Below are 12,657 nucleotides of genomic sequence, written 5' to 3'. Positions count from 1 at the left end.
CAGGCGGCCGGGAGTATCCGTTCGGGCCCCGAGGTCACCCGCCGTGATTACGATCACAGCGAAACTCCTGGCCGTGCATCTCTACAAACCGACCGCTCAGTACGGCAGACTCGACGTCACTTCCACTCGACGACGAGGAGTCACCCGTGACCGAACACCCCTCCCGTGTAGCGATCGTCACCGGCGCCGGCCGCGGCATCGGCGCCGCCGTGGCCAAGCGGCTCGCTTCCGACGGGTTCGCCGTCGGCCTGCTGGACCTCGACGAGGCGGGTGTCAAGCAGGGGGCCGAAGCGATCGTCGCCGAGGGCGGCAAGGCCGTCGGTGTCGCGCTGGACGTCAACGACGCCGCACAGGTCGAAGCCGCGGTGACCCGGGTGGCCGAGGAGCTCGGCGCCCCGACCGTGCTGATCAACAACGCCGGCATCACCCGCGACAACCTGCTCTTCAAGATGACCGAACAGGACTGGGACTCGGTGCTGGGCGTGCACCTGAAGGGCTCGTTCCTGATGACCCGCGAGGTGCAGAAGTACCAGACGCAGGAGAAATGGGGCCGCATCGTCAACCTGTCCAGCACCTCGGCGCTGGGCAACCGCGGCCAGGTCAACTACTCCGCCGCCAAGGCGGGCATGCAGGGCTTCACGAAGACCCTCGCGATCGAACTGGGCAAGTTCAACGTCACCGCGAACGCCATCGCCCCCGGTTTCATCGCCACCGACATGACCGCGGCGACCGCCGAGCGGATCGGCATGTCCTTCGAGGACTTCAAGGCGGCGGCCGCGTCGCAGATCCCGGTGCAGCGCGTCGGCACCCCCGACGACATCGCCAACCTCGCGTCGTTCCTGGTGAGCGATGGCGCGGGATTCATCTCCGGCCAGGTCATCTACGTCGCCGGCGGACCGAAGGACTGAGCCATGCGCGAATTCGCCTCACTGCAGGAGTTCGAAAACGCCGTCGGCGAGCACTTCGGCTACAGCGACTGGCTGACACTCACCCAGGACCGGGTGAACCTGTTCGCCGACGCCACCGACGACCACCAGTGGATCCACGTCGACGTCGAGAAGGCGGCCGAAGGACCGTTCGGCGGCCCGATCGCCCACGGTTTCCTGACGCTTTCGCTCATTTCGGGTTTCGTCGGGAAGCTCTACCGGGTCAACGGGCTCAAGATGGGCATCAACTACGGACTGAACAAGGTCCGGTTCCCCCAGCCGGTCAAGGTGGGCGCGAAGATCCGGGCGGGCGCCGAACTGGTCGAGGTCACCGACGTCTCCGGTGGCAAGCAGGCCGTCGTCCGGTGGACGATCGAGATCGACGGCGAGCCCAAACCGGCGTGCGTCGCGGAGATGGTCGTCCGGCTGATCGCCTGAGAAGGTGACCTCCGGCACCTCGCCGGACCACCCCTACCAGACATACCGACTGGTCGGTACTGTCACCGGAAAGCGAGATGCTGGAGGCACCATGAACCAGTCCGACCTGCCAGGCCTCGACCTGGCCATGCTCAAGGCGCACCTGGACGAGCACCGGCCCGGGCTCGTCCGTGGCGACCTGAGCGGCCAGGTCGTGGCGGGGGGCCGGTCCAACCTCACCTACATCGTGGGCGACGGCCGGTCCCGCTGGGTGGTCCGCCGCCCGCCGCTGGGGCACGTCCTGCCGACCGCGCACGACATGGGCCGCGAGTTCCGGGTGATCTCGGGCCTGCACGGCACGGCCGTCCCGGTACCGGAAACCGTGCTGCTGTGCGAGGACACCGACGTCATCGGCGCGCGGTTCTACGTGATGGAGTTCGTGGAGGGCACGCCTTTCCGCTCCGACACCGAACTGGCCGCGCTGGGCCCCGCCAGGACGAAGGCGATCGCGGACGAACTGGTCGACACCCTCGTCGAGTTGCACGCCGTCGATCCGGAGGCGGTGGGGCTCGGCGATTTCGGCCGCCCGGAAGGTTTCCTCGAACGCCAGTTGCGACGCTGGAAGAAACAGCTCGACGGCAACCGCAGCCGCGATCTCCCCGGCGTCGACGAACTGCACGATCGGCTGGCGGGTTCGGTGCCGGTTTCCGGCAAGCCGTCGATCGTCCACGGGGATTACCGGCTGGACAACGTGCTGGTGAACGACGACGACCGGATCACCGCGGTGCTGGACTGGGAGATGTCCACCCTCGGTGACCCACTGACCGACCTCGCGCTACTGGTGGCCTACGCCGAACGCGACAAGGTGTCCTTGCAGTTCGTGTCGAACGCCAGTTCCGCGCCGGGCTACCCGAGCAACGACGAGGTCATCGCGCGCTACGCCGAACGTTCGGGCCGCGACGTCTCGCGGCTCAACTGGTACGTGGGCTTCGCGTTCTTCAAACTCGCCGTGATCCTGGAAGGCATCCACCTCCGTTACAGCAAGGGCCAGACCGTCGGTGCCGGATTCGACGGCATCGGCGCGGGCGTCGTCCCGTTGATCGCGCACGGCAATGAGACTCTCAAGGAAGAGGGATAGAGATGGACTTCGCCTTCGACGCGAAAACCGAGGAACTGCGGGGAAAGCTCCTCGAGTTCATGGATTCGCACATCTACCCGGCCGAGGCCGTCTTCGAGACTCAGCTGGCCGACCGCGACAGCGAATGGTCGCAGCCGCCGATCGTCGAAGAACTGAAAGCCGAGGCCCGCAAGCGCGGACTCTGGAACTTCTTCCTCCCCGGTGACCACGGCGCGGGGCTGACCAACCTCCAGTACGCGCCGCTGGCCGAGATCACCGGCCGCAGCATCCGGCTCGCGCCGACCGCGCTGAACTGCGCGGCGCCGGACACCGGGAACATGGAAGTCCTCACCATGTTCGGCACCGAGCAGCAGAAGAAGCAGTGGCTCCAGCCGTTGCTGGACGGCGAGATCCGGTCCGCGTTCGCGATGACCGAGCCAGACGTCGCGTCCTCCGACGCGCGCAACATCGCCACCGGCATCCGGCGCGACGGCGACGAGTACGTCATCAACGGCCGCAAGTGGTACATCTCCGGCGCGATGAACCCGAACTGCAGGATCTTCATCGTGATGGGCAAGACCGATCCGGACGCACCCGCACACAAGCAGCAGAGCATGATCCTGGTCCCCCGCGACACCCCCGGCATGACCGTGAAACGCGGTATGCACGTCTTCGGCTACACCGACGGCGATCACGGCGGGCACGCCGAAGTGGTCTTCGAGGACGTCCGCGTGCCCGCGGAGAACCTCATCGCCGGCGAGGGTGACGGGTTCGCCGTCGCGCAGGCCCGCCTCGGCCCGGGGCGGATCCACCACTGCATGCGCGCCATCGGCATGGCCGAACGCGCGCTGGAACTGATGTGCCGCCGGGCGCTTTCGCGCGAGGCCTTCGGCAAGCCGATCGCCGAACAGGGCGTGGTGCAGGACTGGATCGCCGAGGCGCGGGTCAAGATCGAGCAGCAGCGGCTGCTGGTGCTCAAGACCGCGTGGCTGATGGACACGGTCGGCAACCAGGGCGCGCACACCGAGATCCAGGCGATCAAGATCTCCACGCCCATCACCGTCGAGTGGATCCTCGACAAGGCCGTGCAGTTGTTCGGCGCGGGCGGGGTCAGCCAGGACTTCCCGGTCGCCGAGATGTGGGCGCAGGTGCGGACGCTGCGGCTCGCCGACGGCCCGGACGAGGTGCACAAGCGCTCGCTGGCGCACCGTGAACTGAAGAAGTACCGCACGGAGGCCAAGAAGTGACTACACCACAGGATCTCAAGCAGCGCGTGGCCGACCTGCTGGCCGCGTATCCGCCGGAAAGCACGCCGCGTCAGGACTTCCTCGACGCGCGGTTCGACGCCGGGCTGGCGTGGATCCATTTCCCCGAAGGCCTCGGCGGCCTGAACGCGCCTCGTTCCCTGCAGTCCCTTGTGGACAAGGAACTCGCCGCGGCGGGTGCCCCGGACAACGACAAACGGCGGATCGGGATCGGTCTCGGCATGGCCGCGCCGACCATTCTCGCCTTCGGCACCCCGGAACAGCATCAGCGCTTCCTGCGTCCACTGTGGACCGAACGCGAGGTGTGGTGCCAGCTGTTCAGCGAGCCGGGCGCCGGATCCGACCTCGCCGCGCTGGGCACCCGCGCGGTGCGCGACGGCGACGACTGGGTGGTCACCGGGCAGAAGGTGTGGACATCGGGCGCGCACAAGTCGCAGTGGGCCATCCTGGTCACCCGTACCGATCCCGACGTGCCGAAGCACCGCGGCATGACGTACTTCGTCTGCGACATGACCGCGCCGGGCGTGGAGGTCCGGCCGCTGCGCCAGATCACCGGCGAGGCCGAGTTCAACGAGGTCTTCCTCAGCGAGGTCCGCATCCCCGACGCGCATCGCCTCGGCGCGGTGGGCGAGGGCTGGAAGGTCGCGCAGACCACGCTGATGAACGAACGGGTCGCGATCGGCGGGACCGAGTTCCCGCGTGACGGCGGCATGGTCGGCGTCGTCACGGAAATCTGGCGGGAACGCCCGGAACTGCGCACCTCCGAACTGCACGACAGGCTGCTGAAGCTGTGGGTGGAGGGCGAGAGTCTGCGCCTGGTGAGTTCGCGGCTGCGGCAGCAACTCGCCGTCGGAGCGCCCGGCCCGGAGGGTTCTGCGGTCAAGGTCGCGTTCTCCGAGCTGAACCAGGCCGCGTCCGGGCTGGAGATCGAACTGCTCGGCGACGAAGGCCTGCGCTACGACGACTGGACGATGCGGCGTCCCGACGGCGTGAACTTCCTCGGCCGCGAAGCCGGTTACCGCTATCTGCGCGCGAAGGGGAACTCGATCGAGGGCGGCACCTCGGAGGTCCTGCGCAACATCATCGCCGAACGCGTGCTGGGACTGCCGTCCGAGCCGCGGATCGACAAGGACGTCGCCTGGAAGGACCTGCCCCGATGAGCGACCTGTTGTATTCCGAGGTCGAAGAGGACCTTCGCGCCAGCGTCCGGGATTTGTTCTCCGACCGCGCGGAACCGGCGGCCCTGATCGCCAGGACCGAGTCGGCGGAACCGTACGACCTGAAGTTGTGGCGCACGCTCGCCGCCGACCTCGGCGCGGCGGGCCTCGCCGTCCCGGAGGCACTGGGCGGGCACGGCGCTTCGGCGCGGGAAGTCGCCGTCGTGATGGAGGAACTCGGGCGCAGCGTCGCCCCCGTCCCCTATCTCGGCAGTGCCGTCCTGGCGACGTCGGCCCTGCTGGCGACCGACACGTCGCAGGCGGAAGTGGCGGAACGGCTCGGGAAACTGGCCGCGGGCACGCTCATCGGCGCGCTGGCCGTTCCGCTGTCGACGGCGCCCGGCGCCGGGTTCCCCTCGACGGTCACCGCGGCCGCCGACGGCACGCTCAGCGGTCAGGTCCGGAGCGTCGCCGACGCTTCGGTGGCCGAGCTGATCGTCGTCCCGGCTGTGGGGCCCGACGGTCCCGGCCTGTACACGGTCGACGTGGCGTCGGCGGGAGTGACGGTCACCGAGGCCATTTCCCTGGACCTCACCCGGCGCATTGCCGACGTCACCTTCGAGAACGTGACCGCGAAGCGCGTCGCCGCCTCTTCGGCCGCGGTGTCCGCTTTCGACACCGCACTCGTGACGGCGGCGGGGCTGCTCGCCTCGGAACAACTCGGGATCGCCGAATGGGCGTTGACCGAAACGGTGCGCTATCTCAAGGAGCGTTACCAGTTCGGCCGTCAGGTCGGTTCGTTCCAGTCGCTGAAGCACCGGCTGGCGAATCTGTACACGGATCTGGTCAACGCCAGGGCGACCGCGCGGTACGCCGCCGACTGCCTGGCTTCCGGTGAGGACATCGCGATCGCCGTCGCGGTGGCGCAGGCCCGCAACTCCCCCATCGCCGTGCACGCCACCGAAGAGGCGATCCAGCTGCACGGCGGGATCGGCATGACCTGGGAGCACCCCGCGCACCTGTACCTGAAGCGCGCGAAGAGCGACGAGATCGCTTTGGGCACTCCTGGGCGGCATCGCGCGGCCCTCGCGCCGCTGATCGACCTGCCCGCCTGATCTCCCCCGGCGGGGTCCGCCCGGAAAGTGTCGGACCCCGCCGGTAAAACCCTGTTCGAACATCAGAGCGAACAGGGAGTCATCATGAAACTGCTCGTGGCCACCTCGAAGACCCAGGGCGCGCGAGAGAACGACTTCGACCACTGCGTCGAGGGCGAGCTGGTCTGGATCGCCCCGTGCTGCGACGACGGCAAAGACTCGGCGGATTCCGAATGCGGCTGCGGACGGTCCTTCGACGGGCTGAACTCGCATCTCGGGACGACGACGGCACTCGTCGCGGAGCTGCCCGGCTTCACCTATTCCGACTACGCCGAAGCGATACGGTCGAGCCTGGCCACACAGGGCTGGCCACCCGAAGCCGCCGACGACGTGGCGACGGGGTTACTCGCCTTCACCTCCGGATGGGAGGTGGGAACGGTGCTCGAACGCCGCTGCGAATGGTTCGCCGAACGGCTCGTGCCCGCGCCGCCGGGCTGAGCGCTACTCCGGTCGCAGCGCGGCCAGCAGGAGATCGGCGAAATGGTCACCGATCTGGCGGGCCGAGAGCGCGCCGCCACGCCGGTACCACGAACCGAGGTGGTGCACCGAGCCGAAGAAGAAGTCGACGATCACGTCGGCCGGTTTGTCCGCGCGGAATTCGCCGGACTCCTGGCCCTCCTCGACCAGCGTGCGGAACCGTTCGTGGTACTTGCGGCGTTCCGCGCGGACCGCCTTCTGCTTCTCCACGCTGAGCTGGTGCATGGACTGCATGAAGATCGTGTTGTCGTCGAGGTTGTCGATCGTGCTGACGACGACGTCGGAGCCCGCGGAACGCAACCGCTCCCGCAGCGGCGCCTCACTCGAGGCCACCTTTTCCAGTTGCTCGGTCTGCGCGCGCAGCACCCGGGCGTAGATCTCGTAAAGGAGGTCGTCCTTGGAGCCGAAGTAGTGGTACATCGCGCCCTTGGTGACCCCGGCCGCCTCGACGATCTCCTGCACGGAGGTCCGGTCGAACCCCTTCTTGGCGAAGAGCTTCGTGGCGTGCGACAGCAGTCGGCGCGGCACGGCGGCCTGGTCTTCGCCGCCCGCCTCGGCCTTCCGGGTGGTCGCTCGTGTCATGGCCGGCTCCTTCTCGTGCGGACACCAAGCATACCGGTCGGTTTGTCGAGGCACTGGGAACGGGGACCCCGAGTCCCTCGAACCTTTCCCGGCGGCCGGGCAGGCGCACCACTTGAGCCCCGGCAGCACCACCGGCCTCGACAACGGCGTGTGAAGCCTCCAGCCCTCCGATCAGCCGACGAAACTCGACCTTCACCCCTTCCCCAGTACATGAAGGCCACCTTCCTTGCGCCTGGCGCAAGGAAGGTGGCCTTCATGTACTTCAGCGGGCGAGGGCGCCGGAAAGTGCTGGGTCAGGATGGCCGCGAGTGGCACTTCGGGCTATTGACAGGTGAGTCAAAGGTGTCGTGTTCGGGCGCGGTGCCGGACCGTCCCTGTCACGACCGGTTCAGGAGGGGTGTGTGGAAATAGGGGCACTCAACGTCGCTATTTCCACACACCCCCCCACCGACGCCACCTTTGCCTTACCCCTCAATAGAACCCGGATCGCCACTCACGACCACCCCGACCGACCCGGACACCACGACGAAGGCCTCAGTACGCGCCGCCGTGCTCGAAGAACCGCCGCGGATTGTCGACCAGCATCGTCGTTATGTCCCTTTCGGAGACTCCCCGCTCCCGCAAGGCGGGCAGCACGTCACGGGTGATGTGGAGGAAATGCCAGTTGGGCGCCATCGCGGCGATCTTGTTCTGCTCGAACCAATCGATGAAGCAGGAGGCATCGTGGGAGAGCACCATGCTCCCGGCGTAACCGCGTTCGCACATCGCCGCGACCGTGGCGACACGGTCTTCGAACGGCAGCAACGGGTCGAGCCCGAAGCGGTCCATTCCCAGCAGCGATCCCTTGTCGGCGAGCCCGGTGAGGTAATCGAGGTCGGTGCTGTCTCCGCTGTGCCCGATGAGGACCCGGCTCAAGTCGACACCTTCGGTCTCGAAGACGGCCTGCTGTTCGAGGCCGCGCCGGGTCGGCGCGTGAGTGTGGGTCATGATCGGCGCGCCGGTCTCCCGGTGCGCCTTCGCGACCGCGCGCAGCACACGTTCGACGCCGGGGGTGACCCCCGGTTCGTCGGTCGCGCACTTGAGCAGCGCCGCCTTCACCCCGGTGTCGGCGATCCCGTCGACGATGTCACCGGTGAAGAGGCCGACCAGCGGATCCACGCCGTCGTCGAAGAGCAGACCGGGTCCGCGATGGTGGAGGTAGTGCGGGACGTCGTTGTAGGTGTACAGCCCGGTCGCGACGATGATCCGGAGTTCGGTTTCGGCCGCGACCCTGCGCACACGCGGAATGTAGCGGCCGAGCCCGATGACGGTCGGGTCGACGATGGTGTCGATCCCGGCGGCCTTCAGTTCGTCCAGCCGCCGGATGGCGTCTGCGACGTGTTCGTCTTCGCGGAAACCGTCGTGCCCGGGGTGGTTGGCCATGAATTCGGGACTGAGGACGAACAGGTGCTCGTGCATGAGCACCTTGCCCAGTTCGCCGGCGTCGACGGGACCGCGGGCCGTTTCGACCTGTGCCATGCCGCTCATCCCTTGGCCCGGAGTTCGCGGCGGAGGATCTTGCCGCTCGCCGTCTTCGGCAGTTCGTCGAGCACTTCGACCACGCGCGGATACTTGTACGCGGCGAGGCGTTCCTTGCAGTACGCGACGAGGTCCTGCGGGTCGGGCGTGCTTCCCGGGGCCGGGCTGACGTAGGCCTTCACGGTCTCGCCGCGGTATTCGTCCGGGATGCCGACGACGGCCGCTTCGCGCACGGCCGGATGCGTGTACAGGACGTCCTCGACCTCACGCGGCCAGACCTTGAAGCCGGAGGCGTTGATCATGTCCTTCTTGCGGTCGACGACGTAGACCCAGCCGCTCGGCTCCATGAAGCCGATGTCGCCGGTCAGGAGCCTGCCGCCGGGCAATGCGGCTTCGGTCGCTTCGGGCCGGTTCCAGTAGCCGGGGACCACCATCGGACCTTCGACGGCGATCTCACCCGCCGTCCCGAACGGCAGTTCTTCGCCGTCTTCGCCGAGGATGCGCACGATGGTCCCCGGCACGGGCAGGCCGATGGAGATCGTGCCGGACGCTTCGTCGATGGGCGCTTCGAGGCTGCTCGGGACGACGATGCAGCCCGCGGTCGTCTCGGTGAGCCCGTAGCCGTTGTGGATGTAGTGGCCGAACCGCTCACGGAACATGCCGACCACGGCGGGCGGCAGCGCGGCTCCGCCGGAGTACAGCAAACGGAACGATTCGAAGTGCTCCGGGCGGACGTCGGGCTGTGCCATCAGCGCCATGTACGCGGTGGACGGGCCGACCGTGTACACCGGCCGGTGCTCCAGGAAGGCGTCCAGTACGACACCGGGCTCGAACCGGTACGCGAGCGCGAGTGTGCCGCCGATGTCGATCGCGGAGGCGATCTCGCAGACCATGCCGGTGATGTGGAACAGCGGCGCCAGGCCGAACAGGGTGGCACCTTCGTCGAGGCCGCTGAACGCGCTGAGCACGGCCGCGTTCGCGCCGAGGTTGCCGTGGGTGTTCATCGCCCCCTTCGGTGTCCCGCTGGTGCCCGACGTGTAGCTGATCAGTGCGACGTCGTCCGGGCCGAGGCCGGGGTCCGGGGGCGGGTCCCCCGCCGCGGCCCGCGCCACCTTCAGCAGGTCGGCGGCGCCGGGAGTCGGCTCCCTCACGCTCTTGCCGAACACCCGCGGATCGTCGCGGCCTTGCAGGTCGAGTTCGCTGGTGGTCAGCGCGATGGTCACGCCGCTGCCGGGAACGAGCGGACCTATACGGCTGTTCCACCCGCTCTGCGAACAGACGACCGCGCGCACTCCGGCGTCTTCGAAGACGTGCCGGAGCTCCCGTTCCCGGTACATCGGGTTGACGGGGACGACGATTCCGCCCGCCTTCCAGGCACCGAGCAGCGCCACCACGAACTGCGGGACGTTCTGCAGGATCAGGGCGAGCCGGTCGCCCGGGGCGAAACCGGACGCGATCAGGTGACGCGCGATGCCGTCGGAAAGCTCGTCGACCTCGCGGTAGCTCATCCTGCCGTCGAAGTAGGCGATCGCGGTGACGTCCGGGAAGCGCTCGACCGTCCGCCGGAAGGACGCGGGAACCGTGGTCGGTTCCGTCGGTTCCACGTCCCTCATCCGGGGCTCGTAGGCGGCCAGCCACGGCTTCGCTTCGTATGAGCTCACGCAGGTTCCTCCCTGACAAGTCTCGACGAGCCTCTAAGCATCCGCTTAGTATGGCGATGACGCAAGGAGGTCGACGTGACCGATCAGCTCTCACCGTCCGAAGTGGACAGTTCGGATTCCGTCCGGTACGCCGTGGACGGCGCCGTCGCCACGATCACCTTCGACAAACCGGAGCGCGGCAACGCGATGGATCAGGCGATGCAGGTCCGCTACGGCGATCTGCTGGGCAAGGCGTCGGCCGATCGCGGAATCCGCGCCGTCGTCGTCACCGGCGCCGGGCGCTCCTTCTGTCCCGGCGCGGATTTGGGGCTGCTGGAGGGCATCTCGGCAGGCGGCGCGACCGCGCCGGAGCACGAAGGCTTCCGCAACGTCCTGGCCGCGGCGTATGCCGACGTGCCGGTGGTCGCGGCCATCAACGGCGGTTGCGCGGGGCTGGGCTTCGTGATCGCCTGCGCCACCGACGTCCGGTTCGCCGCCGCGGGCGCGAAGTTCACCACCGCCTTCGCCCGGCGCGGCCTCATCGCCGAATACGGGGTGGCGAAACTGCTGCCCGAACTCGTCGGCCGCGGCCGGGCACTCGACCTGCTGCTCTCCGGCCGGACCTTCACCGCCGAACAGGCGCACGAATACGGCCTGGTGCAGGAGATCGTGCCCGCGGAAGAACTCGCGGCGCGGGCGAAGGCATACGCGACCGAACTCGCGACCCACAGCGCGCCGCGCTCCATGGCACTCATGAAGCGGCAGGTCCTGCGGGAAGCCGATCTCTCGTTGGAAGACTCCGCCCGCGAGGCCACCGCCCTGATGCTGGAATCCTTCGGCCATCCGGAACTTCCCGAGGGCCTTGCCAGCTGGAACGAACGCCGCGCCCCCGACTTTCCGCCGTACAGAGGGGTTTAGGCCGCCCCAGCCTCACGGCCGGGGCGGCCCGAACCGAATCAGACGGTTTCGCGCGTGGTCACCTGTAGGGTCTCAGGATCGATGACATGTTGATCTTTAGTGACCTGCGGTTTTGCTCGTTGTCTCACCGCAGGGTCCTGAAGGACAGTCTCAAAGTCGTGGCATTTCTTGGGTCGCGGGCAGCGGTGGTTTAGCGGCTGCCGAGTTCTCCCTTGGTGAACCCGTGTTTGCGTGCCGTGAGCACAGTGGCGAGTGCAGGGACGAGCAGTGCGAGCGCGACCCAACTCAGCCAGGATGCATCCAATCCGCTGAGGACGAGGCCTCCGATGATGCCACTACCGGCGATTCCGACGTTCCATCCGGTGGTGAGGAGTGCTTGGGCGACATCGCCGGCGTCGCCTGCTGCTTCGGCGACTGCGGTCTGCAGCAGGGTGGAGGTGCCGCCGAACGCGAGCCCCCAGAGCGCTGCGCTGGCGTAGACGAGCGTAGGCACGCCGGAGAAGATGCCGAGCAGCAGCGTGCATGTCGCGAAGAGCACACACGCGAGGATCATGAGGAGGCGCAGGTGCCGATGGACGAGCGCTCCGGCGATCCAGATGCTCACCAGCGACACCAGGCCGAAGGTGAGCAGCACGGCGTCGACTTGACCTGCCATGCCGAGCGGCGTGAGGAACGGGGCGATGTAGGTGTAGAGGATGCTGTGGGCGAGCACGAACGTGAGGGTCACGAGGAGCACGGGCGCTACGCCGGGAATGCGGAAGGTGCGGGCGAGCGGGAGCCGTGAGCCCTTGGGCTGTCCGGGGAAGTTCGGCACCGCCGCGATGACCCACACGATCAACGCGAGCGTGAGGACGGTCATGATCCCGAACGCGTATCGCCACTCGACGAGCTTGGCCAGAAGCGCCGCAGCAGGAACTCCGACGGACAGGGCAACGATTGCGCCCGCCATCGCGATCGCCATTGCCTTGCCACGCTGATGTGGGGAAACCATCCGTACCGCGTACCCGGCCAACAGCGCCCAGAGCAACCCGCCGACGATGCCGCCGAGGAACCGGGCGGCCAGCGTAAGTGCGAAGCTCTCGGAGAGCGCGGTGACGGTGTTGGCGATCGCGAATCCTGCGATCGCCACCAGCAGCAGGTGTCGGCGCGGCCAGCCGATCGTCGCCTTGGTGAGCGGGATCGCGGCGAGGATCGCCCCGATCGCGAAGACGGTGACGCTCTGCCCGGCAGCAGTCTCGCTCACACCCAGGTCTCGGCTCATCTCGGGAAGCACCCCGGCGGGCATCGTCTCGGTCAGGAGCGTGATGAACCCGGTGGTGGCCAAGGCCAGAAGACCGGCCAGCGGGAGCCGGGCGTTCGTTATCGAGCGAGGTGGCAGAGTATCTGGTCGTGTCATAGCCTTATCATCGATGGGTGACATTAGTGTGAAGGTCAATTCGGTGTGTGCCGAGTCATAGAACGCCAGCCACAGAGGGCGAGGAGAGGG

General features: G+C 67.8%; 12 protein-coding genes. 8 read left to right on the top strand and 4 right to left on the bottom strand.

What is annotated here, in order from left to right; genetic code table 11:
* Positions 1 to 146 precede the first annotated feature (146 nt).
* The 7 genes from fabG (at position 147) to DL991_RS11760 (ending at position 6,474) form a co-directional block, all read left to right on the top strand.
* The gene (fabG, locus tag DL991_RS11790) at positions 147 to 908 is read left to right on the top strand and encodes a 3-oxoacyl-ACP reductase FabG (protein ID WP_020637045.1); all 762 of its coding nucleotides are present in this window, start codon (positions 147 to 149) and stop codon (positions 906 to 908) included.
* Positions 909 to 911: 3 nt separating this feature from the next.
* A complete protein-coding gene (locus tag DL991_RS11785) occupies positions 912 to 1,364 on the top strand; it encodes a MaoC family dehydratase (RefSeq protein ID WP_125783888.1) in 453 nt (150 codons plus the stop codon).
* Between the two features lie 91 nt (positions 1,365 to 1,455).
* A complete protein-coding gene (locus DL991_RS11780) occupies positions 1,456 to 2,481 on the top strand; it encodes a phosphotransferase family protein (protein ID WP_125783886.1) in 1,026 nt (341 codons plus the stop codon).
* Positions 2,482 to 2,483: 2 nt separating this feature from the next.
* Positions 2,484 to 3,707 carry an acyl-CoA dehydrogenase family protein gene (locus tag DL991_RS11775; protein WP_125783884.1) on the top strand — a complete coding sequence of 408 codons (1,224 nt, stop codon included), beginning with the start codon at positions 2,484 to 2,486 and terminating at the stop codon, positions 3,705 to 3,707.
* The gene (locus tag DL991_RS11770) at positions 3,704 to 4,885 is read left to right on the top strand and encodes an acyl-CoA dehydrogenase family protein (RefSeq protein ID WP_125783882.1); all 1,182 of its coding nucleotides are present in this window, start codon (positions 3,704 to 3,706) and stop codon (positions 4,883 to 4,885) included. Before DL991_RS11775 ends, DL991_RS11770 begins: the two co-directional genes overlap by 4 nt.
* Positions 4,882 to 5,997: an acyl-CoA dehydrogenase family protein gene (locus DL991_RS11765; protein ID WP_125783880.1), complete on the top strand. Its 1,116-nt coding sequence runs from the start codon at positions 4,882 to 4,884 to the stop codon at positions 5,995 to 5,997. The genes DL991_RS11770 and DL991_RS11765 overlap by 4 nt, the downstream gene beginning before the upstream one ends.
* Positions 5,998 to 6,081: 84 nt before the next feature.
* On the top strand, positions 6,082 to 6,474 hold the full coding sequence (locus DL991_RS11760) for a hypothetical protein (protein ID WP_125783878.1): 393 nt from the start codon (positions 6,082 to 6,084) through the stop codon (positions 6,472 to 6,474).
* Between the two features lie 3 nt (positions 6,475 to 6,477).
* Here the strand turns inward: DL991_RS11760 and DL991_RS11755 are convergent, their stop codons facing one another.
* The 3 genes from DL991_RS11755 to DL991_RS11745 all read right to left on the bottom strand — a co-directional run bounded on the left by DL991_RS11755 (position 6,478) and on the right by DL991_RS11745 (position 10,274).
* Positions 6,478 to 7,095, bottom strand: a complete 618-nt coding sequence (locus DL991_RS11755) for a TetR/AcrR family transcriptional regulator (protein ID WP_125783876.1) — start codon at positions 7,093 to 7,095, stop codon at positions 6,478 to 6,480.
* Positions 7,096 to 7,629: 534 nt separating this feature from the next.
* On the bottom strand, positions 7,630 to 8,613 hold the full coding sequence (locus tag DL991_RS11750; protein WP_125783874.1) for a phosphotriesterase: 984 nt from the start codon (positions 8,611 to 8,613) through the stop codon (positions 7,630 to 7,632).
* Positions 8,614 to 8,618: 5 nt separating this feature from the next.
* The gene (locus DL991_RS11745) at positions 8,619 to 10,274 is read right to left on the bottom strand and encodes an AMP-binding protein (protein WP_125783872.1); all 1,656 of its coding nucleotides are present in this window, start codon (positions 10,272 to 10,274) and stop codon (positions 8,619 to 8,621) included.
* 75 nt (positions 10,275 to 10,349) lie between these two features.
* Between DL991_RS11745 and DL991_RS11740 the strand changes: the two genes are divergently transcribed.
* Complete coding sequence (locus DL991_RS11740) at positions 10,350 to 11,171, top strand: enoyl-CoA hydratase-related protein (protein ID WP_233598799.1); 822 nt, start codon at positions 10,350 to 10,352, stop codon at positions 11,169 to 11,171.
* Positions 11,172 to 11,361: 190 nt separating this feature from the next.
* On the opposite strand, the gene DL991_RS11735 is transcribed toward DL991_RS11740, so the two are convergent.
* Complete coding sequence (locus DL991_RS11735; RefSeq protein WP_199753923.1) at positions 11,362 to 12,495, bottom strand: MFS transporter; 1,134 nt, start codon at positions 12,493 to 12,495, stop codon at positions 11,362 to 11,364.
* Positions 12,496 to 12,657 lie beyond the last annotated feature (162 nt).

It is taken from the genome of Amycolatopsis sp. WAC 01375 (assembly GCF_003947325.1).
Classification (GTDB): domain Bacteria; phylum Actinomycetota; class Actinomycetes; order Mycobacteriales; family Pseudonocardiaceae; genus Amycolatopsis.
The sequence above is the reverse complement of the archived record's forward strand: the minus strand, read 5'-3'. Positions and strand labels throughout refer to the sequence as shown.

Excerpts from the sequence above, each read along its gene's own strand:
- DL991_RS11785 (WP_125783888.1), top strand. The coding sequence starts at position 912 with ATGCGCGAATTCGCCTCACTGCAGGAGTTCGAAAACGCCGTCGGCGAG.
- DL991_RS11780 (WP_125783886.1), top strand. The coding sequence starts at position 1,456 with ATGAACCAGTCCGACCTGCCAGGCCTCGACCTGGCCATGCTCAAGGCG.
- DL991_RS11775 (WP_125783884.1), top strand. The coding sequence starts at position 2,484 with ATGGACTTCGCCTTCGACGCGAAAACCGAGGAACTGCGGGGAAAGCTC.
- DL991_RS11765 (WP_125783880.1), top strand. The coding sequence starts at position 4,882 with ATGAGCGACCTGTTGTATTCCGAGGTCGAAGAGGACCTTCGCGCCAGC.
- DL991_RS11760 (WP_125783878.1), top strand. The coding sequence starts at position 6,082 with ATGAAACTGCTCGTGGCCACCTCGAAGACCCAGGGCGCGCGAGAGAAC.
- DL991_RS11755 (WP_125783876.1), bottom strand. The coding sequence starts at position 7,095 with ATGACACGAGCGACCACCCGGAAGGCCGAGGCGGGCGGCGAAGACCAG.
- DL991_RS11750 (WP_125783874.1), bottom strand. The coding sequence starts at position 8,613 with ATGGCACAGGTCGAAACGGCCCGCGGTCCCGTCGACGCCGGCGAACTG.